We start from the raw sequence: 20,538 nt of genomic DNA, 5'->3' as shown, positions 1-20,538 counted from the left end.
TTATGCCCACCAGCCCACCACCGCAATAAACGCCTCCATGACGGATCCGTCTCTTACAGATTTATCTCTTTGTAGGGTCGGCATTTATGCCGACCTGGCTTACCACCGCAACGCGTTAAAACGGCACATCCCCTAACACCGTCGCTCGATGCATAATCCTGCGCGCCGGATAGTAATCGGCATTGGCGTAATGCTGCGTGACACGGTTATCCCAGATAGCGATGTCGTTCTCCTGCCAGCGCCAGCGCACCTGAAACTCCGGCTTCGTGGCGTGCGCAAACAGATAATTCAGCAGCGCGTCGCTCTCTTTTTCACTGACGCCCAGCAGACGCGTGGTAAACCCCTCGTTCACAAACAGCGCCTTACGCCCGCTGACCGGATGGGTGCGGATCGCCGGATGTCGGACCGGGGGATGCTTAGCCACCGCCTGCTGCCAGCGCTGATGCTCCTCCGGCGTGCGGCGATATTTATACTCCTGAAACGACTTTTTAAAATTGTGCTCCGCCTGCAACCCGCTCAGCAGCTGCTTAACCGGCTCAGAAAGGGTTTCATAAGCGGCAATCCCGCTGCTCCAGAGCGTATCGCCCCCGCTTTCCGGCAGCAGTTTCGCGGCCAGCAGGGCAATGGCCGGCGGTGTTTCAATAAAGGTGACATCGGTATGCCAGTTGTCGTTATCCGGCGGATTATCCTGATGGGTATCCAGCTCGATGATCTCTTCCACGCCAGCCGCATGCGGATAGACCGGATGAATATGCAGATCGCCAAAACGCACCGCCAGCGCCCGCTGCTGCTGCGGCGTAATCACCTGGTTGCGTAAAAACAGCACCTGATGACGCAGCAGGCCGTGATAGAGCTGTTCAAACTGCGCATCGCTCAGCGGACGGCTGAGATCAACATCGCTGACCTGCGCGCCGATCCAGGGGCCCAGCGCGGTAAAAGTAAGACGTTCGTTCATTGCTGCTCTCCATACCAGGGCGTCAGGCGGCGTTGCAGCGCGCGCAGACCCACTTCTAAACTAAATGCGATAACGGCAATGACGCCGATACCCGCCAGCACCACATCCGTAGCAAGAAACTCTCCTGCCGACTGCACCATAAACCCCAGGCCCCGCGTGGCGGCGATAAGCTCTGCAGCCACCAGCGTCGACCAGCCGACGCCCAGCCCGATACGCAGACCGGTCAGGATCTCCGGCAGCGCGCCCGGCAGGATCACAAAGCGCAGCAACTGCCAGCGGGATGCGCCAAGCGCCTGTGCCGCGCGCACGCGGACCTGCCGGCAGTTCTTTACGCCGGCCAGCGTGGCCAGCGTTACCGGCGCAAAAATCGCCAGATAGATAAGTAAAATCTTTGAGGTTTCACCAATACCAAACCAGATCACCATCAGCGGCAGGTAGGCCAGCGGCGGTACCGGCCGGTAAAGCTCAATCAGCGGATCGAGCAGCCCGCGCAGCGCCGGGCTCAGTCCCATCGCAATGCCGGTCGGGATACCAATCAGCGCGGCAAAAAACAGCGCCACCAGCATGCGCGTCAGGCTTGCGGCCAGATGCTGCCACAGCGTGGCGTCCATAAAACCCTGCGCACTGGCAATCAGCTGCAGTTTCTGCAGCACCTGCTGCGGCGCGGGCAGAAACAGCGGCGCAATCAGCCCCAGCGCCGTCACGCCCCACCACACCAGCAGCAGCAGCGCGATGCTCAGCAGGCTAAGCGACAGCTGGCGTGACAGCGGCCAGCGCAGGCCGCGGGTGCGCGCTGCACCACGTTTCTCATCAATAACTGCACTCATACAAACGCCTCCCGCCGGGCAAACACCTGATTCAGCACATATTCACGGCGTTCGATAAACGCCGGATCGGATTTGATGCTGCGGCACGGTTCGCCATCTGCGAAGCGCTGACCAAAATTGAGCCTGAGCCGTTCCACTATGCGCCCCGGTCCGGGCGACAGCAGCACCAGTTCGCTGGCCAGAAACACCGCTTCTTCTATGTCATGGGTAATCAGCAGGATCTGCTTGCCGGTGTCGCGCCACAGCGTCAGCAACAGGGTTTGCATCTGCTCGCGGGTAAACGCATCCAGCGCGCCAAAGGGCTCATCTAACAGCAGCAGCTGCGGATCGGCCGCCAGCGCACGCGCAATCCCCACGCGCTGACGCTGCCCCCCGGAGAGCTGCCAGATAAAACGCTTTTCTGCCCCCTCCAGTCCGACGTTGCGAATCAGTCGGCGGGCAACGCCATGGCGCTCCGCTTTTGCCATACCGGCCAGCTGCAGGCCAAATGCCACGTTATCGATCACGTTGCGCCAGGGCAGCAGCCCTTCATGCTGAAACACCACGCCGCGCCTGGCGTCTGGCCCGGTCACCGCTTTGCCATCCAGCGTAATGCTGCCGGACTCCAGCGGCAGAAAGCCGGCAATCAGGTTCAGCAGCGTGGTTTTGCCACAGCCGGATGGACCCAGCACCACCAGCAATTCACGGCTATCTAGCCGCAGGTTGATATCCTGCAGCGCGGGCTGACCGGCGTAACGTGCGTTGAGATGCGTGATGCTGAGCATACGGCCTCCGTTATTTCGCTAAAGGTGCAACAAAGCGGGTGGTCACAAAGCTGCTGTAGTCGCTGGCCGCTTCAGGCACCCGCCCCTGCTCTTTCAGAAAGTGCGCGGTATCAACAATGGCTTTATTCACCGGCTTGCCGAGTTGCTCAACCTGCTGCTGCGCCGTCAGATAGGTATTGCCTTTAACCAGGCCCGGCACATCGCCTTCCGGTACACCGCTCAGGCGCGACAGCTTGTTCAGGTTATCTGGCTGCTTCAGCCACTGTTCGGGCTGGGCGAGATAGGCCTGCTGCGCCTCAATGGCGCTGCGGGCAAACGCAGTAACCACCTCCGGATGCTGCTGCGCAAAATCTTTACGCACCACCCAGACATCGAGCGTTGGTGAGCCCCACTGCCCCACCTGCGAGGAGTCGGTCAGCACGTGGCCCTCTTTCTCCAGCTCATTAACGGCTGGTGCCCAGACGTACGCGCCGTCAATATCGCCACGCTGCCAGGCGGCAACGATCGCTGGCGGCTGCAGATTTACTAACTGCACCTGTGAGGGCTTAATGCCCCAGTGCTTCAGCGCCGCCAGCAGGCTGTAATGCGTGGTAGAGATGAAAGGCACGGCAATACGTTTGCCGATGAGCTGTTTCGGATCGCTGATGCCTTTTTTCACCACCAGCGCCTCGGAGTTACCCAGCTGTGATGCAAGCAGAAACGCTTCAATCGGCAGCTGCTGTGTAGCAGCGACTGCCAGCGGACTTGAGCCAATATTGCCAATCTGCACATCGCCGGACGCCAGCGCACGCAGCACGCTGGCACCGCTGTCAAATTTGCGCCAGTCCACGGTTGCTCCGCTCTCACGGGCAAAGGTGTTATCCGCCTGAGCGACTTTGGCAGGCTCTGCGGAGGTCTGATACGCCACGGTGACGTTGACTGCCTGCGCCTGAAACGCTATTAGTCCCAGTGCCGCTGCCAGCGAGATTATTGTTTTTTGCATTACCATCATTCTGTTCCCCGAAGTGAAGTTATGACGGCAGTGTCGCCAGCAGCGAAAATTTCATAAAGGAATTAAAAATTATCCCTCATGCCAATCAGTTCTTAGATCAACATCAGGCAACGCTATGCAAAAAAAGCAAATAGACCGGACAGAAACGGTGACAAATTTGTCAGGCGCTCACATCGCGACTGTGTTATTGATCTCTTCCTGATTTCATCACCTGAATAGCGGTTGTTATCTTCATGTCCATCGAAAAAGTCGCGCACCTGGCAGGCGTATCAAAAGCTACCGTTTCCCGGGTTCTGAACCAGCACCCCGGCGTCCGTCCCGATACGCGCAGTAAAGTGCTGGCGGCGATCAGCGCGTGCGATTACCAGCCCAATTTGCTGGCGCGCCAGCTGCGTACGGCGCAAAGCAATATGCTGCTGGTGCTGATTTCAGATATTACCAACCCCTTCTGTTCGCGCGTGGTGCAGGGGATTGAAGCGGAGGCGGAAGCGCAGGGCTATCACATTTTACTCTGCAACAGCGCCTCTCAGCTGCGGCGGGAAACCGCCTATCTGGCGCTGCTGGCTGGTAAGGTCGTCGATGGTGTGATCACAATGGATGCCGCTGCCTGTCTGCAGGGGCTGAAAGATTTGATTGGCGATGCGCCGTGGGTGCAGTGCGCTGAATACGATCCCTCTATTAATGCATCCAGCGTGACTATTGATAACCGGCAGGCGGCTTTTGAGACGGTCCGCTACCTGGCCGGAAAAGGCCGAAAACAGATTGCGCTGGTCAACTGCGACATGCGCTATCTCTATTCGCATCAGCGTGAGAGCGGCTACCGCGAGGCGCTGAAGGCACTGAATATGACGTGGGATCGCGTGGCGTATGCGGAGAACATCTCCTGCGAAGCGGGCAGCGCCGCGCTGCATGCACTGCTGGCACAACCCTCTCCGCCCGATGCCATTTTTACCGTGTCAGATGTGCTGGCCGTTGGCGTTATTCACGCCGCGCTCGAAGCGGGACTGCGCGTTCCGGAGGATCTGGCCGTGGTGGGTTTTGACGGTATTCCGTTTACCAGCAGCCTGAATCCGCCGCTGACCACCATTGCGCAGCCGATGAATCAGATGGGTGCCCGCAGCGTACAGCTGCTGCTGAACCGCATTCGCCAGCCGCATGCTGCCATTGTGCACGAAGTCCTGCCCTGGCAGCGTCTGGAGCGCGCATCCAGCTAATCTAGCGCCAGATCAGCAGCACACAGGCAGCGGTCAGTGCACCCATCGCAAGGTTGAACAGCTTCCAGGCACGCGGGCTATGCAGCAGGCGGCCAATCAGTGAACCAAATCCCATCCAGATCAGACCGGATACCAGATTCACCAGCGCCATGCCCATGCTGATCGCAACCACAGAGTGCTGATAGGCAGCGCCTGCCAGGCTGAAACTCGCTATCGCCCCCAGCGCCATCAGCCAGGCTTTGGGATTGATCAGCTGCAGCAGTCCGCCCTGCCAGAACGGCATCTGCTTTACCGAACGGTCTTCGGTTTCCAGCGTCTCATAGGCGGCCGTCGCGATTTTCCACGCCAGCCAGAGCAGATAGAGACTGCCGGCAATCTTCAGCACCAGGTGCAGCGACGGATAGAGCAGGATCAGTCCGCCAATGCCAAATGCCACCATCAGCAACATCACCTGCATACCCAGCATGATACCAATAAGCAGCGGCAGCGTGCGCAGAAAGCCAAAATTAGCACCTGAGGCCGTAAGTAACATATTATTGGGCCCCGGCGTGATGGCCGCGACCCAGAGAAAACCTAACATCGACAAAAAAAGACTGAGTTCCATGAGTATCCGGATGCTCCTCATCCTTAAAAGCAGACAACCCATCGAAGCTATCAGCGAGTTATGCATCAGACAAGCACTATCCCTGGTTATTTAGATTGCCCCGCCAGCAATCCCTTTATTCCGCTGCGCGGCTTCGGCAATGCGCATTTGCAGACCCTGCTGCCGCGCCTGCTGCGGCGCCGCGTCACGCTTAAACCACACTGGCAGCGGCTGGAGCTGCCGGACGGCGACTTTGTCGATCTCGCCTGGAGCGAAGATCCGGCTGGCGCGCGCCACAAACCGCGCATGGTGATGTTTCACGGGCTCGAAGGCCATTTTCGCAGCCCCTACGCGCACGGCCTGATGCAGGCGTGCAAAGCGCGCGGCTGGCTTGGCGTGGTGATGCACTTTCGCGGCTGCAGCGGCGAACCTAACCGGCTGCAGCGCATCTATCACTCCGGTGAAACGGAAGACGCGACCTATTTCCTGCACTGGCTGCGGCGTGAATGGGGCAGCGTGCCGACGGCTGCGGTAGGGGTGTCGCTGGGCGGTAACATGCTCGCCTGTTTACTGGGGCTGCAGGGTAATGAGGCGCCGCTGGATGCGGCCGTGGCGATATCAGCACCGCTGGCGCTCGCCCCCTGCAGTGAAAAGCTCGATATCGGCTTCTCCCGCTTCTACCAGCACTATCTGCTGACGCAGCTGAAAAAGAATGCGCTGCGCAAACTGCGCGCCTGGCCCGGCACGCTGCCGGTTGATGTACTGCAGCTGCGCGCGTTTCGCCGCCTGCGCGAATTTGACGACGCGATCACCGCCCGGGCGCACGGCTTTCTTGACGCCAGCGATTACTATCAGCGCGCCAGCGCCCTGCCGCTGTTAACCGGCGTGCGCAAGCCGATGCTGATCATCCACGCCAAAGACGATCCCTTTATGACAGATGCGGTGATCCCGCAGCCGCAGCAATTGTCTGCCACAATTGAGTATCAGCTGACGCAGCAGGGTGGACACGTTGGCTTTGTCGGCGGCAGCCTGCTTAAACCGCATATGTGGCTGGAGCAGCGCGTGCCGGAGTGGCTCTCAACTTATCTGGATGGGCAATTGTGATTATTCCGTGGCAGGAACTGGAAGTAACAACGCTGGAAAACCTGATTGAAAGTTTTGTTCTGCGCGAAGGCACTGACTACGGTGAGCAGGAGCGCAGCCTGGCGCAGAAGGTAGCCGACGTGCGCCGCCAGCTGCAGCAGGGCGAGGTGGTGCTGGTCTGGTCTGAGCTGCATGAAACGGTCAATATTATGCCGCGGCGCGAGTTTCGCGGCTGATGCACTGCCGGATAATTCATGGTAACAATGCTCATCGCCCGACCTCACAGGGAGCACCCGTATGTCAGCCAGACACCCCGTTATCGCCGTTACCGGCTCCAGCGGCGCCGGTACCACGACAACCAGCCTTGCGTTCCGTAAAATTTTTCAGCAGCTGGGGCTGCATGCAGCCGAAGTAGAAGGCGACAGTTTTCATCGCTATACCCGGCCGGAAATGGATATGGCGATCCGCAAAGCACGCGATCTGGGCCGTCACATCAGCTATTTTGGTCCGGACGCCAATGACTTTGGCCTGCTGGAGCAGACGTTCCGGCGCTATGGCGAAAGCGGCATCGGAGAGTCGCGCAAATATCTGCACACCTATGACGAGGCCGTGCCGTGGAATCAGGTGCCGGGCACCTTTACGCCCTGGCAGCCGCTGCCGGAGAATACCGATGTGCTGTTTTACGAGGGCCTGCACGGCGGAGTAGTTACGCAGCAGCATAACGTGGCGGAGCATGTTGATCTGCTGGTGGGCGTGGTGCCGATCGTCAATCTTGAGTGGATACAGAAACTGGTACGCGATACCAGCGAACGGGGCCATTCGCGCGAAGCGGTGATGGACTCTGTGGTTCGGTCGATGGAAGATTATATCAACTACATCACGCCGCAGTTTTCGCGCACGCATCTTAACTTTCAGCGTGTACCGACTGTTGATACCTCTAACCCGTTTGCGGCGCGCGAGATCCCCTCACTCGATGAGAGTTTTGTTGTGATCCATTTTCGCGGCCTGGAAGGTATCGCTTTCCCCTATCTGCTGGCGATGATTCAGGGATCGTTTATTTCGCATATGAATACGCTGGTGGTACCGGGCGGCAAAATGGGACTGGCGATGGAGCTGATCATGATGCCACTGGTGCAGCGGCTGATTGAAGGAAAACGGATAGAGTAGAGGCCATATCTGCCAGACTATGTGGCATCGGTCGCCATAAATGGCGACCCTGCAGGGTATAGTGCCATGTTTCACAAATGACAGCACCAGCCATCGTAGGGTGCGCATTTATGCGCACCGGCACCGATTACTGCGCGACCACTTCATAACTGTGGGTGATCTCCACCCCTTTGCCAAGCATGATTGCCACTGAGCAATATTTTTCTGCCGACAGATCAACCGCCCGTGCCACCGCTTTCTCGCTCAGCGCTTTGCCGCTGACGATAAAATGCAGGTTAATCTGTGTAAAAATACGTGGTGCTTCTTCGCGCCGCTCTGAAGTCAGTTTGACCTCACAGTCAGCCACATCATTACGCCCTTTTTGCAGAATCGAAACCACATCGATCGCGCTGCAGCCGCCGGCGGCCATCAGTACCATCTCCATCGGGCTTGGCGCTTTATCGCCTGAATTCCCGTCCATTAATAACTGATGTCCTGATGAGGATTCTCCGAGAAAGGTCAGCCCTTCCACCCATTTCACACGTGCCTGCATTATTCTTTCTCCTGAAGCGGCGTTTTGCGCCAGAGTACGCGTTCATCCGGCAAACAGCAATCGCCCGCCTGCTGAAGCGAGACAACACAAGACAGCCTGCAAAAGCTGTGCTACAAACAGAGCTGAAAATTTCTTCGTCGTGGCTGATGAGGACGGGCAGAATCAAAAGCAGAGCTTACACATCCGCCCGGATAATTTTTATTAACAGGACGCGCTGGACGATTTCATCGCCTGACAGGGAATGAATGCCCCTGTGTTTTGGGCACGATTACAATAGAGGATAATAGCGAATGGTTCTCGGCAAACCGCAAACAGACCCTACACTCGAATGGTTCCTGTCCCATTGCCATATTCACAAATATCCATCCAAAAGCACGCTGATCCATCAGGGTGAAAAAGCAGAAACGCTCTACTACATCGTTAAAGGTTCCGTTGCGGTACTGATTAAAGATGAAGAAGGCAAAGAGATGATCCTCTCCTATCTGAATCAGGGAGATTTCATCGGCGAACTCGGCCTGTTTGAAGAGGGCCAGGAGCGCAGTGCCTGGGTGCGTGCGAAAACAGCCTGTGAAGTTGCTGAAATTTCTTACAAAAAATTTCGTCAGCTGATTCAGGTTAACCCGGATATTTTGATGCGCCTGTCGGCGCAGATGGCACGTCGCCTGCAGGTGACATCAGAAAAGGTGGGTAACCTGGCTTTCCTGGATGTTACCGGCCGTATTGCGCAGACGCTGCTTAATCTGGCTAAACAGCCGGATGCCATGACCCACCCCGACGGTATGCAGATTAAAATTACCCGTCAGGAGATTGGTCAGATCGTGGGTTGCTCACGGGAAACCGTTGGTCGCATCCTGAAAATGCTGGAGGATCAGAACCTGATCTCCGCACACGGTAAAACCATCGTCGTTTACGGCACCCGCTAAGCTGTTTCACCCCCCACGGCGTGATGGCACCATCACGCCGTTTCTGTTTGCGATAAGCTGATGTGGCGCCGAATCATCTATCATCCCGAAGTCAATTACGCTCTGCGTCAGACGCTGGTATTGTGCCTGCCTGTCGCGCTGGGATGGCTGTGTGGCGATCTGCAAAAAGGCCTGCTGTTCTCGCTGGTCCCCGCCTGCTGCAATATTGCCGGCCTTGATACGCCGCATAAACGCTTTTTCAAACGCCTGATCGTGGGCGGTACGCTTTTCGCCACCGGCAGTTTTCTGATCCAGTACCTCACCAACGCCGCGGTTCCGCTGCCGCTTATTATGCTGGCGCTGCCGCTGCTGATTGGCGTGACGGGCGAAATCAGTCCGCTGCACGGGCGTCTGCTGCCCGGCACGCTGATTGCAGCGATCTTTACGCTGAGTCTGGTAGGGCGCATGCCGATCTGGGTGCCGCCGCTGCTCTATATCGGCGGCACGTTCTGGTATGGCCTGTTTAACTGGTTCTGGTACTGGCTGTGGAAAGAGCAGCCCATGCGTGAAACGCTGAGCCTGCTCTATCGTGAGCTGGCTGACTACTGCGATGCCAAATATACCCTGCTGACGCAGCTGACCGATCCGGAAAAAGCGCTGCCGCCGCTGCTGGCGCGCCAGCAGAAAGCGGTTGACCTGATCACCACCTGCTATCAGCAGATGCATATGCTTTCTGCCAGCCGCGATAACAGCCATAAGCGGCTGACGCGCGCTTTTCAGGTGGCGCTGGATCTGCAGGAGCATATCGCTGTCAGCCTGCACCAGCCGGAGAAAGTGCAAAAGCTGGTAGAACAGAGTCATGCGGAAGCGGTTATCCGCTGGAATGCAAAAACCATTTCGGCACAGCTCAGGCTGCTGGCCGATGCCATTCTCTATCACCAGCTGCCCGCCCGCTTTCAGATGGAAAAGCCGCTCGGCGCACTGGAAAAAATTGCGCGGCAGCATCCGGATAATCCGGTTGGCCACTTCTGCCTTTATCATTTCAGCCGCATCGCCCGCGTGCTGCGCACCCAGAAACCGCTCTATACGCGCGACCTGATGGCCGATCGCCAGCGGCGCCTGCCGCTGCTGCCCGCCCTGCGCAGCTATCTGTCGTTCAGGTCCGGCGCGCTGCGCAGCGCGGCCCGCTTTGCCGTTATGCTGATGTTTGGCAGCTCGGTTGCGCTGTTTTTTAATATTCCCAAGCCCTACTGGATCCTGATGACCATTATGTTTGTCAGCCAGAACGGCTACAGCGCCACGCGCGTGCGCATTCAGCACCGGGCGCTCGGCACCTTTGCCGGGCTGCTGATTGCCGCCGCATCGCTGCGCTTCGCCGTACCGGAATCGATCGCGCTGCTGTTTATGCTGGCAATCACGCTGGCCAGTTATCTGGTGACGCGCAAATATTATGGCTGGTCGATGATTGGCTTTACCGTGACGGCGGTCTACTCGCTGCAGCTGCTGTCGCTGAATGGCGCTCAGTTCCTGCTGCCGCGGATGATGGATACGCTGATGGGCTGCCTGATCGCCTTCGCCGGTATGATCTGGCTATGGCCGCAGTGGCAAAGTGGCCTGCTGCGCCAGAATGCGCACGATGCGCTGGAGGCGTATCAGGAGGCGCTGCGCATGCTGCTGGGGCCGGAACACGCGCCGGAAAAACTGGCTTACCAGCGGGTAAAGGTTAACCAGGCGCATAACGCGCTGTTTAATGCGCTGAATCAGGCGACCAGCGAGCCCGGTTTTAACGCGCAGTATCTGAAGGATATGCGGCTGTGGGTCACGCACAGTCAGTTCATCGTAGAGCATATTAACGCCATGACTATTCTGGCGCGTGAGCACACTATGCTGACCCCGGCTCTGGCAGAGCGCTATCTGCAGTCGTGCGAAATTGCCCTGCAGCGCTGTCAGCAGCGGCTGATCTACGACGGGCCGGGCAGTGAGAGCAACGTTATGGAGGCGCCGGAAAACCTGCATGAGGGGCCGGTGACGATTGTCGAGCAGCATGTTAAACGCATTCTGCAGCATCTCAGCGTCATGCACACCATCTCCTCTCTGGCGTGGAGCCAGCGACCGCATCATGGCCGCTGGCTGCGGGCTATTCGTCCGAAAGGATAATCAGGCTGCAATAACCCTGCGCAGCGCGGCGGCAAAGCGTGTCATTCCGGCGTCGATCTCCTCCGGAGTGATAACCAGCGACGGCACAAAGCGGATTACGTCGCTGCCGGCGCTCAGGATCATCACGCCTTCTGCCGCTGCCGCATTGAGAATATCGCGGGCTTTACTGGCATGTTCCGGTTTCAGTACCGCGCCCATCAGCAGACCCTTTCCGCGAATTTCGCTAAAGATGTCCAGCTCACTATCCAGCGCCATCAGCGCGTCGGTAAACTGCTGCCGCCGCGCTTCCACCCCGGCCAGCACCGCCGGCGTGTTAATGATATCCAGCGCGGTTTCTGCAATCGCGCAGGCGAGCGGATTGCCGCCGTAGGTGGTGCCATGTACGCCGGGCGCCATCACGGAAGCGATCTCATGCGTGGTCAGCATCGCGCTCACCGGGAAGCCGCCGCCCAGCGCTTTCGCTGTCGTAAGAATGTCAGGCTGAATCCCGTAGTGCTCATAGCTAAACAGCTTGCCGCTGCGTCCCATGCCGCTCTGCACTTCATCCAGCACCAGCAGCGCGTTATGCTCATCGCACAGCGCGCGCAGCCCCTGCATAAATTCCGGCGTTGCCGGCATCACGCCGCCCTCACCCTGAATCGGCTCAACAACAATCGCGCAGGTATGATCGTCAATCACGGCTTTTACCGCCGCCAGATCGTTGAACGGGACGTGGACGATATCGGCCGGTTTTGGACCGAAGCCGTCAGAATATTTAGGCTGTCCGCCAACGGAGACGGTAAACAGCGTGCGGCCGTGGAAAGCGTTGTGAAACGCGATGATCTTACTTTTGAACGGCGAGTGCTTTTTGCAGGCGTAGTAGCGCGCCAGCTTGAACGCCGCTTCGTTGGCTTCCGCACCGGAATTGCCAAAAAATACGCGGTCGGCGAAGGTGGCGGCAATCAGCTTAGTGGCCAGACGCAGCGCCGGCTCGTTGGTAAAGACATTACTGGTGTGCCACAGCGTTTCGCCCTGGCGCTTCAGCGTCTCAACCAGTGCCGGATGGCAGTGACCCAGCGCGGTGACCGCTATACCGCCGGAGAAGTCGATATACTCTTTACCCTGCTGATCCCAGACGCGGCTGCCTTTGCCCTTTACGGGCACAAACTGCGCAGGTGCATAAACAGGCAAAATGACGTTATCAAACGTCTCCCGGGTTACCGCTATGTTTTCCGCTGCCATTGCTGACCTCATCCGGCTGTTGAGTGATATTAAATGAAATTATAATCACAAAATATGCATAAAAAATCACAGAATGGCAAACGGAAGTTAGCGTTCGAGAAAATTTTTCAGCAGCTGATGGCCCTGCTCGCTGAGCACGCTTTCGGGATGAAACTGTACGCCTTCCAGCGGCAGCGTGCGGTGACGCAAGCCCATGATTTCATCGGGCTGATTATCACGCAGGCTCCAGGCAGTGATCTCAAACGCGTCAGGCAGCGATCCATCCGCCACAATCAGTGAGTGATAGCGCGTCACGGTAAGTGGATTAGCGAGGTTGCGAAACACGCCCTCGCCGGTATGGCGTACCGGCGAGGTTTTCCCGTGCATAACCTGACGCGCACGAACAACCTTTCCGCCAAAGGCCTGAGCGATGGCCTGGTGTCCGAGGCACACCCCCAGCACCGGCAGCCGCCCGGCAAAATAGCGAATGGCATCCAGAGAAATACCCGCCTGGCCGGGCGTACAGGGGCCAGGAGAGATAACCAGATGGCTTAGCGGCAATGCCGCCATCTCAGCCAGCGAGATAGCGTCATTACGCACCACGCGCACCTGCGCGCCCAGCTCGCAGAAATACTGATAGAGGTTCCAGGTAAAAGAGTCGTAGTTATCAAGCAGCAGCAGCATCATGACCTCGGGTCGATCAAACCGCCGCTATTCTACGCACTTTATCGCGCCGGGCTTACCACTTTTGTCAGCTGCGCAGTCAGCGCGGCGAGATCGCCCGCGACGGCTTCGCGAATTGCCTCCTGCCACGGCTCCGGTTCCAGCCGATCCCACTCCAGCAGATAGCCGGCGTGCAGCGCCAGCTGCTCAAAAAAGATGCGCTGAGCGCGTCCGTTGCCCGCCCGGAACGGATGCAGTACATAGAGTTCACAGTAGTAGTGCGCCAGACGGGCCACAAAGGCGTCTGTATCGAGTTCAGCCAGCCCCTGCTCCTCCTCCAGCGCGCTCATCAGCGCATTGCCCTCTTTCTCAATGTATTCGCAGTGGCAGTAAGGGGTCTCGTCGCGCCAGATATCGATAGTGCGGAGTTCGCCCGCCCAGCTGTAGAGATCCTGAAACAGCGTGCGATGAATATGACGTAAACGCGGCAGGCCCGGTGTACGCGGCCCTGGATCCAGCGTCGCCAGCCGCGCGGCACTGAACGCCAGCTCCGCTTTGCGCAGCTGTGCGGCATCATGAATTTCCAGCCGGTTTTTCAGCACATCGTCGTTGTGCCACAGGTAGGGATCGCGTACCGCCAGTGAATTATCCGCCATACTGCCTCCTCAGCGAAGTGAGCCGATCTTCTGCCTGCTCAGCGGTGACTGCAGGCTCGGTCAGGGTATAACCAGACAGCCTGCAGCTGGCCTGATAGCTGGCAGCACGACGCTGCAGCCACAAAGTGGCTTTCTGTTTTTCAGTGAGTTTTTGCGGCATAGCGCCTCCGGCTGACAAGATTTGCCCTAAGTATAAGAGCAAATTCTGGCTTTGCCGGAGCGCGGTCAGCGACGTCACGCTACAGGTGACGCGGAAACAGATTAAGGCAGGATTTTCGCGGAGGTAATAACAACCGGTTTTGCCGGGACATTCTGGTACGGGCCCACATCTTTAGTCGGAACCTGGGCAATCTTGTCGATCACATCCATCCCTTTCACAACTTTACCAAATACCGCATAACCGAAGTCGCGCTGTCCGTGATCGAGGAAAGCGTTATCTGCCACATTCAGGAAGAACTGGCTGGTTGCGCTGTCTTTCTCAGCGGTACGTGCCATAGAGATGGTACCGCGCAGATTACGCAGCCCGTTATCAGCTTCGTTTTTGACCGGCGCGCTGGTCTGCTTCTGCTGCATATCCGTGGTAAAACCGCCGCCCTGGATCATAAAACCCGGGATCACGCGATGAAAAATGGTGTTGTTGTAGAAGCCGTTATTAACGTAATCCACAAAGTTTTTTACTGAAACCGGCGCTTTCTGATTATCCAGTTCAAGTTCAATGTTGCCCGCCGACGTGGTGAGCAGGACATGCGTATCCCCTTTTGCAGCCAGTGCGGAAGCAGATACGGAAGAGAGTGCTAACAGGGCGATCGCCGCTGTCAAAGTACGTTTAAGCATGAAAGAGTCCTTACCCTGGAGATCGGCTTAAAAAACAGAATTGATTGTAAAGAGCATGTAATACAAGAGCCAGCGTTTTACCTATATTTACCGGAATGTTGCAAACGTCATACTTTTGCCGCCGCGCAATCATTTGCGTGATTGAAATCACACATATCATGAAATTTGCATAGCTTATTTCACTGCTTGTTTATTAAGATCACAGTTCCATTTACAATTCATGACACTTTTGCCTCATCGTCCCCCACAGGTTATGAACATGACAAACCGTAATCGCATCGGCCTTACCTGGATCAGCTTTTTCTCTTATGCGCTCACTGGCGCACTGGTGATTGTGACCGGTATGGTGCTGGATAATATCGCGCAATATTTCCAGCTGCCCATCTCAGAGATGAGTAACACTTTTACTTTCCTAAATGCCGGCATTCTGGTTGCCGTTTTCCTGAACGCCTGGCTGATGGTGATTGTGCCGCTGAAACGCCAGCTGATTTTCGGCTTTGTGCTGATGATTCTGGCGGTAGCGGGCCTGATGACCAGCCATAACCTGCAGGTCTTTTCACTCTGCATGTTTATTCTGGGCGTGGTCAGCGGCATCACCATGTCCATTGGAACCTTTCTGATCACCCATATCTATGACGGTCGCCAGCGCGGTTCACGCCTGCTGTTTACTGATTCATTTTTCAGCATGGCCGGCACGATTTTCCCGATTATTGCTGGCGTACTGCTGGCGCGGGCGCTGCCGTGGTACTGGGTATATGCCTGCATCGGCGTTATCTATCTGGCTATTTTTGTTCTGACGCTGATGGTGGAGTTTCCGGTTCTCAAAAGTGAAGCGGCCGTTCAGGGTGGGGAAAAAGAGAAATGGGGCGTGGGCGTGCTGTTCCTCTCTATCGCTGCGCTCTGTTACATCCTGGGTCAGCTGGGCTTTATCTCCTGGGTGCCGGAGTATGCAACCAAATCGATGGGCATGGATATCGCCTCTGCCGGGCAGCTGGTCGGCAACTTCTGGACCGCTTACATGGTCGGTATGTGGGCGTTTAGTTTCCTGCTGCGCTTCTTTGACCTGCAGCGCATCCTGATGGTGCTGGCTGCGCTGGCCACCGGCCTGATGTACTGGTTTGTCTCCTCTCAGGAGGCGGGCATGCTGCACTGGATCATTATGGCGCTGGGCTTCTTCTCCAGCGCAATTTATACCACCATCATTACGCTGGGATCGCTGCAGACCAAAGCGGCCTCGCCTAAGCTGGTTAACTTTATCCTGACCTGCGGCACCGTGGGCACCATGCTGACCTTTGTGGTTACCGGACCGATAGTGGCTAAAGGTGGCGCGCATGCGGCGCTCTCTACCGCTAACGGCCTTTATGCCGTGGTGTTTGTCATGTGCGTGCTGCTCGGCTTTGTCACGAAGCACCGTCAGCACGGTCATGTGACCCACTGATGATACCGCCACTGCCGCCTCGCGCGGCAGATGCGACCCAATAAAAAGGCGAGCCGGAAGGCTCGCCTTTTTTACGTCATCCGCGCCGGTTTACGGCTGTGCGACGAACCCGACGGCGTCATACACCTTCTTCAGCGTCTCCTGCGCGTGCGCACGCGCTTTAGCTGCGCCGTCACGCATTACCTGATTGAGCAGCGCTTCATCATTGCGGAAGTGGTGATAGCGCGCCTGCAGCTCGGTCAGCATACCGGATACCGCCTCGGCAACGTCGCCCTTAAGGTGTCCGTACATTTTGCCTTCAAACTGCTGTTCAAGCTCCGGAATCGATTTGCCGGTAACGCCTGAGAGAATATCCAGCAGGTTAGAGACGCCCGCCTTCTCTTTGACATCATAGCGCACTACCGGCGGCTCTTCGGAGTCAGTAACCGCACGCTTGATCTTCTTCACGACCGATTTGGTATCTTCCAGCAGGCCGATAACGTTGTTGCGGTTGTCATCCGACTTGGACATCTTTTTCGTCGGCTCCAGCAGCGACATCACGCGCGCGCCCGATTTCGGAATAAACGGCTCCGGAACCTTAAACACGTCACCATAAAGCGCGTTGAAACGGGCAGCAATATCGCGGCTCAGCTCCAGATGCTGCTTCTGATCTTCGCCTACCGGAACCTGATTGGTCTGATACAGCAGAATATCGGCCGCCATCAGCACCGGGTAGTCAAACAGACCGGCGTTGATATTCTCTTCGTAGCGGGCAGATTTATCCTTGAACTGTGTCATACGGCTCAGCTCGCCAAAGTAGGCATAGCAGTTCAGGATCCAGCTCAGCTGCGTATGCTCCGGCACGTGCGACTGAACAAAAATGGTGCTTTTTTCCGGGTCAATGCCGCAGGCCAGATAGAGCGCCAGCGTATCCAGCGTCGCTTTACGCAGAGTGGCCGGGTCCTGACGCACGGTGATCGCGTGCAGATCGACGATGCAGTAAATGCAGTGATAGTCATCCTGCATCTGCACCCACTGACGCAGCGCACCCATATAGTTGCCAATGGTCAGTTCACCTGAAGGCTGGGCGCCGCTGAAAACGATGGGTTTGCTCATGTTATATCCTGATAATCACAGCCCGAGTGCGGGCAGAAGTTCGCCAAAAGTGTCGAGAGTTAAATCGGGCCGGCTGGTGGTAATCGACTCACCGTAGTTGTAGCCAAACGTCATACCGACATTCGGTACACCGGCAGCCTGTGCCGCGAGGATATCATTGCGTGAATCCCCGACAAACAGCAATTGTTCCGGCAGTACGCCGAAATGGCCCAGCACCAGGAAGATGCCGGCCGGATGCGGTTTTTTCACCGCTACGTCATCACCACCGATGATCAGTGAAAAAGAGTCGCTGATGCCGAGAGAGGCCAGCAGCGGAGCGACAAACGGCGTCGGTTTATTGGTAACGATAGCGAGAGGTAATCCCTGGTCGCGCAGCGCGAGCAGCGTCTCTTTCACCTGCGGAAACAGCGTGCTGCCTGACTCAACAGTGTCAGCATAGTGCCGGTCAAAGCAGGCGCGTGCGTCACGCTGCTCTTCCGCATGCGGCTCGCGACCCAGCGCCCAGGTCAGGGCGCGCGCCATCATAATATCGGCACCGTTACCTATCCAGGTTGACGCCCGCTCAATGCCCGGCGCCGGCAGCTGCAGATCGCCCAGCGCCCGATCGATCGCCTGTGACAGGCCCGGTGCGCTATGCACCAGCGTTCCGTCAAGATCAAAGGCCAGCGCGCGGATATCAGTGAAATGAGCCATTAACTTTCTCCAGTTCCGTGCGCATTTCATCAATGACTTTTTTGTAATCGGGATGACCGAAGATGGCCGAACCAGCGACAAACATATCTGCGCCGGCGGCAGCGATCTGTCCGATATTGTCGATTTTCACGCCGCCATCCACTTCGAGCCGGATGTCATAGCCGCTCTGATCGATCAGCCGGCGCGCCTCGCGCAGTTTATCCAGCGTGCCCGGTATAAATGACTGGCCGCCAAAGCCAGGATTGACCGACATCAGCAGAATGATATCCAGCTTATCCATCACGTAATCAAGGTAGCTCAGCGGCGTCGCCGGATTAAACACCAGGCCCGCCTTACAGCCATGCTCTTTAATGAGCTGCAGCGTGCGATCCACATGATCGCTGGCTTCCGGATGGAATGTGATATAGCTGGCACCCGCTTTCGCAAACTCCGGGATAAGCGCATCCACTGGCTTGACCATCAGGTGCACATCAATCGGCGCCGTAATGCCGTAGTCACGCAGTGCTTTCAGCACCATAGGCCCCATCGTCAGATTGGGCACATAGTGATTATCCATCACATCGAAATGCACGACATCGCCGCCTGCCGCCAGTGCTTTGGCGGTATCTTCACCCAGACGGGCAAAGTCAGCGGCAAGAATTGAAGGGGCCAGTAAAAATTGTTTCATCCGATTCTCCCAATGTTGTGCGCCAGCCTCAACTGACGTAATGCGTTGGTCGCGGACGAAACAGGCTAGCGGAAAAGCGCCAGCAGTTCGTCCACCTGCGTACGACCACTTATGCTTCGGCTGATAGAACGCCGGGCTTTTACTACATGTAAATCCGCGTTCTGATACCACTCCCGGGTCAGCAGCGTATCGTGATTGGAAATCAGGACCGGTATCTGGCTCTGCGCCAGCTTCCCGGCCAGCTCAGCAAGATGCTGCTGCTCGCGCAGGCTGAAACTGTTGGTGTGATAGGCCGTGAAGTTGGCCGTTGCCGACAGCGGCGCATAGGGCGGATCGCAATAGACCACTGAGCCTGCAGCAGCGCTGTTCAGGGTAACATCGTACGATTCGCAGACAAAGGTCGCTTTCTGCGCGCGCTCTGCAAACCAGAGTAGTTCAGCTTCCGGAAAGTAGGGTTTGCGGTAGCGGCCAAAAGGCACATTAAATTCACCGCGCAGATTGTAGCGACACAGGCCGTTATAGCCGTGACGATTCAGATAGAGGAACAGCACGGCGCGCTGGTAAGGATCGCGGCTGGCGTTAAATGCCAGCCGCTGCGCATAATAGTGCTCAGCGCTGTTTCCTTCCGGCGTAAACAGCTGACGCGCATCCGCAATAAATGTCTGCGTACGCGTTTTGACAATGTTGTAGAGGTTAATGAGATCGCCGTTGATGTCCGCCAGATGGTAGCGGTCATAATCGGTATTGAGAAATACGGAACCGGCGCCCACAAAAGGCTCAACTAAGCAGTCGCCTTGTGGCAGGTGACGACGAATATCGTCAAGCAGTGGGTATTTCCCACCGGCCCATTTCAGGAAAGCGCGATTTTTTTTCATGCTGTCGTGGTTATTACATCTTCATTGTAGCTGTGGTGAAACCGACAGCAGATCTGCGCTTAAACGGGGCCGCAGCAGCGGGCCCCACATCAATTTACTGACTCTCTTTTTTAACCTGGCTCAGCGGTTTTACCCACGGATTAACCGCACGTACTTCTGCAGGCAGCGCAGCCGCAGCCCGTTTCGCTTCGGCAGGCGTCGCGTAAGCGCCACTGACCAGCACGTACCAGGGTTGACCGTTACGTGTGGTTTTATACACGTGATAGCCGCTCAGATTCTGTTTTTTTGCCCACGCCGTCAGGCTCTCCTGCTTCGACGCCCCGCTCAGCTGCAGCGTATAGTTGCCACCCGAAGGCAGGGACTTGCTGGCGCTGCTGGCAGGCGGGTTGTGCGCTGCCGTGGTGTGGGTCTGGCTCTCGCGGGTCGCAGACGGTTTTGCCGCAGCCGCTGGTTTATGGCTGGTACCGGATGCGGTGGAACGTGAACTGCTGCTGGCACGCGGCGTATTATCAGCCCGCACAGCAGGCGGCGTAACCGCTTTTCCCGCTGTGCTGCCGGCATTACCGCTTACGGTAGCGGGCGCGGTGGGCAGAGAAGAGCCGCCCTGCGCACCCTGGGCGGCAGCATCTACCGAGCCCTGCTGATTACTCAGCGCGCTGTTAAGATCGCCCGGCAGCGTGACGCGCTGCTGGTTCGCAGGCGCCTCTGTTACCTGCGCCTGCGTTGGCGTGGAGGAGACGGAAGGCATTGAGATCGCCTGCCCTTCACCGCCCGCTGCCGGCTGCGTCGTATCCTGCGGCGCGCTGCCTTCAGCCGTTGGCGCCGCTGCCTGCTGGCCGCTCATGGAGGTGGAGTCAGAGAGATCGATATGTTTTTCACTGCCGCCAGATGTCGCCGCACTGCCGCTACTGCGGTTAGCCGCGGGTTTATCATCCGGCCCGGTCAGCGCTGAACCGATGCCCAGCACCAGAACCAGCAGCACCAGAATGCCAATCCCCATCATCATATGCTGACGGGAGACCGGCGCTTTGGCCTTTGGCGCAGAAGACGCTTTACGGGATCGCGCGGGACGGCGATCGCTGGCATCAGGTTTTAACTCATCTTCCGGTTTGAACTCATCCATCTCGCCTCCTCCGTAAAACGGTGCGTCTGCGACACACCGTATCACAACGTTCTTCTTCAGCCTGAACTTGCCTGCCGCAGCGTTATATGACGGTCTGCTGTCAGAACGCTACATTCGCG

General features: G+C 57.3%; 23 protein-coding genes. 7 read left to right on the top strand and 16 right to left on the bottom strand.

Annotated features, from left to right (window positions below; translation table 11 throughout):
- Positions 1-115: 115 nt before the first annotated feature.
- Genes tauD through tauA form a run of 4 tightly spaced genes read right to left on the bottom strand, consistent with a single transcriptional unit; the run spans position 116 to position 3,537 of the window.
- A complete protein-coding gene (gene tauD, locus F3I15_RS15215) occupies positions 116-955 on the bottom strand; it encodes a taurine dioxygenase (RefSeq protein WP_150018486.1) in 840 nt (279 codons plus the stop codon).
- Positions 952-1,782, bottom strand: coding sequence for a taurine ABC transporter permease TauC (gene tauC, locus F3I15_RS15210; RefSeq protein ID WP_150018485.1), 831 nt, complete (start codon positions 1,780-1,782; stop codon positions 952-954). Before tauC ends, tauD begins: the two co-directional genes overlap by 4 nt.
- Positions 1,779-2,546, bottom strand: coding sequence for a taurine ABC transporter ATP-binding subunit (gene tauB, locus F3I15_RS15205; protein ID WP_150018484.1), 768 nt, complete (start codon positions 2,544-2,546; stop codon positions 1,779-1,781). The genes tauC and tauB overlap by 4 nt, the downstream gene beginning before the upstream one ends.
- A gap of 10 nt (positions 2,547-2,556) precedes the next feature.
- Positions 2,557-3,537 (bottom strand): taurine ABC transporter substrate-binding protein, encoded by a 981-nt coding sequence (tauA, locus tag F3I15_RS15200; RefSeq protein WP_150018483.1) that lies wholly within the window; start codon positions 3,535-3,537, stop codon positions 2,557-2,559.
- Positions 3,538-3,770: 233 nt separating this feature from the next.
- On the opposite strand from tauA, the gene F3I15_RS15195 reads away from it, so the two are divergent.
- Positions 3,771-4,751 (top strand): LacI family DNA-binding transcriptional regulator, encoded by a 981-nt coding sequence (locus F3I15_RS15195; RefSeq protein ID WP_094111207.1) that lies wholly within the window; start codon positions 3,771-3,773, stop codon positions 4,749-4,751.
- Position 4,752: 1 nt separating this feature from the next.
- Here the strand turns inward: F3I15_RS15195 and F3I15_RS15190 are convergent, their stop codons facing one another.
- Positions 4,753-5,355, bottom strand: a complete 603-nt coding sequence (locus tag F3I15_RS15190) for a LysE family translocator (RefSeq protein WP_039380881.1) — start codon at positions 5,353-5,355, stop codon at positions 4,753-4,755.
- A gap of 60 nt (positions 5,356-5,415) precedes the next feature.
- Here F3I15_RS15190 and F3I15_RS15185 point away from each other — a divergent pair, with 60 nt between their 5' ends.
- The 3 genes from F3I15_RS15185 (at position 5,416) to F3I15_RS15175 (ending at position 7,584) form a co-directional block, all read left to right on the top strand.
- Positions 5,416-6,438, top strand: a complete 1,023-nt coding sequence (locus F3I15_RS15185; RefSeq protein ID WP_150018482.1) for a hydrolase — start codon at positions 5,416-5,418, stop codon at positions 6,436-6,438.
- Positions 6,435-6,653: a YheU family protein gene (locus F3I15_RS15180; RefSeq protein ID WP_065648582.1), complete on the top strand. Its 219-nt coding sequence runs from the start codon at positions 6,435-6,437 to the stop codon at positions 6,651-6,653. Before F3I15_RS15185 ends, F3I15_RS15180 begins: the two co-directional genes overlap by 4 nt.
- A 61-nt stretch (positions 6,654-6,714) precedes the next feature.
- A complete protein-coding gene (locus F3I15_RS15175) occupies positions 6,715-7,584 on the top strand; it encodes a phosphoribulokinase (RefSeq protein WP_039380889.1) in 870 nt (289 codons plus the stop codon).
- 127 nt (positions 7,585-7,711) lie between these two features.
- Here F3I15_RS15175 and F3I15_RS15170 read toward each other — a convergent pair whose 3' ends face one another.
- Positions 7,712-8,116: an OsmC family protein gene (locus F3I15_RS15170; protein WP_108570290.1), complete on the bottom strand. Its 405-nt coding sequence runs from the start codon at positions 8,114-8,116 to the stop codon at positions 7,712-7,714.
- A 290-nt stretch (positions 8,117-8,406) separates the two neighbouring features.
- Here F3I15_RS15170 and crp point away from each other — a divergent pair, with 290 nt between their 5' ends.
- Both crp and F3I15_RS15160 read left to right on the top strand, forming a co-directional pair.
- Complete coding sequence (gene crp, locus F3I15_RS15165) at positions 8,407-9,039, top strand: cAMP-activated global transcriptional regulator CRP (protein ID WP_000242755.1); 633 nt, start codon at positions 8,407-8,409, stop codon at positions 9,037-9,039.
- A gap of 60 nt (positions 9,040-9,099) precedes the next feature.
- Complete coding sequence (locus F3I15_RS15160) at positions 9,100-11,175, top strand: YccS/YhfK family putative transporter (protein ID WP_150018481.1); 2,076 nt, start codon at positions 9,100-9,102, stop codon at positions 11,173-11,175.
- On the opposite strand, the gene F3I15_RS15155 is transcribed toward F3I15_RS15160, so the two are convergent.
- From F3I15_RS15155 to ppiA, 5 genes are all read right to left on the bottom strand, one after another.
- Positions 11,176-12,396, bottom strand: coding sequence for an aspartate aminotransferase family protein (locus tag F3I15_RS15155; RefSeq protein ID WP_150018480.1), 1,221 nt, complete (start codon positions 12,394-12,396; stop codon positions 11,176-11,178).
- 87 nt (positions 12,397-12,483) lie between these two features.
- The gene (locus F3I15_RS15150) at positions 12,484-13,059 is read right to left on the bottom strand and encodes an aminodeoxychorismate/anthranilate synthase component II (RefSeq protein ID WP_150018499.1); all 576 of its coding nucleotides are present in this window, start codon (positions 13,057-13,059) and stop codon (positions 12,484-12,486) included.
- A 41-nt stretch (positions 13,060-13,100) separates the two neighbouring features.
- Positions 13,101-13,694: a putative adenosine monophosphate-protein transferase Fic gene (locus tag F3I15_RS15145; protein WP_150018479.1), complete on the bottom strand. Its 594-nt coding sequence runs from the start codon at positions 13,692-13,694 to the stop codon at positions 13,101-13,103.
- Positions 13,684-13,854: a YhfG family protein gene (locus F3I15_RS15140; protein ID WP_150018478.1), complete on the bottom strand. Its 171-nt coding sequence runs from the start codon at positions 13,852-13,854 to the stop codon at positions 13,684-13,686. Before F3I15_RS15140 ends, F3I15_RS15145 begins: the two co-directional genes overlap by 11 nt.
- 101 nt (positions 13,855-13,955) lie before the next feature.
- Positions 13,956-14,528, bottom strand: coding sequence for a peptidylprolyl isomerase A (gene ppiA / locus F3I15_RS15135; protein ID WP_039380907.1), 573 nt, complete (start codon positions 14,526-14,528; stop codon positions 13,956-13,958).
- A gap of 259 nt (positions 14,529-14,787) precedes the next feature.
- Between ppiA and tsgA the strand changes: the two genes are divergently transcribed.
- A complete protein-coding gene (gene tsgA / locus F3I15_RS15130) occupies positions 14,788-15,966 on the top strand; it encodes an MFS transporter TsgA (protein WP_104086023.1) in 1,179 nt (392 codons plus the stop codon).
- Between the two features lie 90 nt (positions 15,967-16,056).
- Here tsgA and trpS read toward each other — a convergent pair whose 3' ends face one another.
- From trpS to F3I15_RS15105, 5 genes are all read right to left on the bottom strand, one after another.
- The gene (trpS, locus tag F3I15_RS15125; protein ID WP_094111202.1) at positions 16,057-17,061 is read right to left on the bottom strand and encodes a tryptophan--tRNA ligase; all 1,005 of its coding nucleotides are present in this window, start codon (positions 17,059-17,061) and stop codon (positions 16,057-16,059) included.
- Positions 17,062-17,076: 15 nt separating this feature from the next.
- Complete coding sequence (locus F3I15_RS15120) at positions 17,077-17,754, bottom strand: phosphoglycolate phosphatase (RefSeq protein WP_094111201.1); 678 nt, start codon at positions 17,752-17,754, stop codon at positions 17,077-17,079.
- Positions 17,738-18,421: a ribulose-phosphate 3-epimerase gene (rpe, locus tag F3I15_RS15115; RefSeq protein ID WP_039380919.1), complete on the bottom strand. Its 684-nt coding sequence runs from the start codon at positions 18,419-18,421 to the stop codon at positions 17,738-17,740. The genes F3I15_RS15120 and rpe overlap by 17 nt, the downstream gene beginning before the upstream one ends.
- Before the next feature lie 65 nt (positions 18,422-18,486).
- Positions 18,487-19,296: an adenine-specific DNA-methyltransferase gene (gene dam, locus F3I15_RS15110; RefSeq protein WP_150018477.1), complete on the bottom strand. Its 810-nt coding sequence runs from the start codon at positions 19,294-19,296 to the stop codon at positions 18,487-18,489.
- 94 nt (positions 19,297-19,390) lie between these two features.
- Entirely contained in the window at positions 19,391-20,419 is a 1,029-nt protein-coding gene (locus tag F3I15_RS15105) for an SPOR domain-containing protein (protein ID WP_150018476.1), read from the bottom strand.
- Between the last annotated feature and the right edge of the window lie 119 nt (positions 20,420-20,538).

Origin of the sequence: Pantoea sp. M_9, assembly GCF_008631385.1 — a bacterium.
GTDB classification, from domain to species: domain Bacteria; phylum Pseudomonadota; class Gammaproteobacteria; order Enterobacterales; family Enterobacteriaceae; genus Pantoea; species Pantoea eucrina.
Note: the sequence above shows the minus strand (reverse complement) of the source record. Positions and strands in the feature narration are given on the sequence as shown.

Coding starts and splice junctions, on each gene's coding strand:
- rpe (WP_039380919.1), bottom strand. CDS start 18,421: ATGAAACAATTTTTACTGGCCCCTTCAATTCTTGCCGCTGACTTTGCC.
- F3I15_RS15175 (WP_039380889.1), top strand. CDS start 6,715: ATGTCAGCCAGACACCCCGTTATCGCCGTTACCGGCTCCAGCGGCGCC.
- tauD (WP_150018486.1), bottom strand. CDS start 955: ATGAACGAACGTCTTACTTTTACCGCGCTGGGCCCCTGGATCGGCGCG.
- tauA (WP_150018483.1), bottom strand. CDS start 3,537: ATGATGGTAATGCAAAAAACAATAATCTCGCTGGCAGCGGCACTGGGA.
- F3I15_RS15185 (WP_150018482.1), top strand. CDS start 5,416: ATGCATCAGACAAGCACTATCCCTGGTTATTTAGATTGCCCCGCCAGC.
- F3I15_RS15105 (WP_150018476.1), bottom strand. CDS start 20,419: ATGGATGAGTTCAAACCGGAAGATGAGTTAAAACCTGATGCCAGCGAT.
- trpS (WP_094111202.1), bottom strand. CDS start 17,061: ATGAGCAAACCCATCGTTTTCAGCGGCGCCCAGCCTTCAGGTGAACTG.
- F3I15_RS15145 (WP_150018479.1), bottom strand. CDS start 13,694: ATGGCGGATAATTCACTGGCGGTACGCGATCCCTACCTGTGGCACAAC.
- F3I15_RS15150 (WP_150018499.1), bottom strand. CDS start 13,059: ATGCTGCTGCTGCTTGATAACTACGACTCTTTTACCTGGAACCTCTAT.
- ppiA (WP_039380907.1), bottom strand. CDS start 14,528: ATGCTTAAACGTACTTTGACAGCGGCGATCGCCCTGTTAGCACTCTCT.
- F3I15_RS15170 (WP_108570290.1), bottom strand. CDS start 8,116: ATGCAGGCACGTGTGAAATGGGTGGAAGGGCTGACCTTTCTCGGAGAA.
- F3I15_RS15190 (WP_039380881.1), bottom strand. CDS start 5,355: ATGGAACTCAGTCTTTTTTTGTCGATGTTAGGTTTTCTCTGGGTCGCG.
- dam (WP_150018477.1), bottom strand. CDS start 19,296: ATGAAAAAAAATCGCGCTTTCCTGAAATGGGCCGGTGGGAAATACCCA.
- F3I15_RS15140 (WP_150018478.1), bottom strand. CDS start 13,854: ATGCCGCAAAAACTCACTGAAAAACAGAAAGCCACTTTGTGGCTGCAG.
- F3I15_RS15120 (WP_094111201.1), bottom strand. CDS start 17,754: ATGGCTCATTTCACTGATATCCGCGCGCTGGCCTTTGATCTTGACGGA.
- crp (WP_000242755.1), top strand. CDS start 8,407: ATGGTTCTCGGCAAACCGCAAACAGACCCTACACTCGAATGGTTCCTG.
- F3I15_RS15160 (WP_150018481.1), top strand. CDS start 9,100: ATGTGGCGCCGAATCATCTATCATCCCGAAGTCAATTACGCTCTGCGT.
- tauC (WP_150018485.1), bottom strand. CDS start 1,782: ATGAGTGCAGTTATTGATGAGAAACGTGGTGCAGCGCGCACCCGCGGC.
- tsgA (WP_104086023.1), top strand. CDS start 14,788: ATGACAAACCGTAATCGCATCGGCCTTACCTGGATCAGCTTTTTCTCT.
- F3I15_RS15155 (WP_150018480.1), bottom strand. CDS start 12,396: ATGGCAGCGGAAAACATAGCGGTAACCCGGGAGACGTTTGATAACGTC.
- F3I15_RS15195 (WP_094111207.1), top strand. CDS start 3,771: ATGTCCATCGAAAAAGTCGCGCACCTGGCAGGCGTATCAAAAGCTACC.
- tauB (WP_150018484.1), bottom strand. CDS start 2,546: ATGCTCAGCATCACGCATCTCAACGCACGTTACGCCGGTCAGCCCGCG.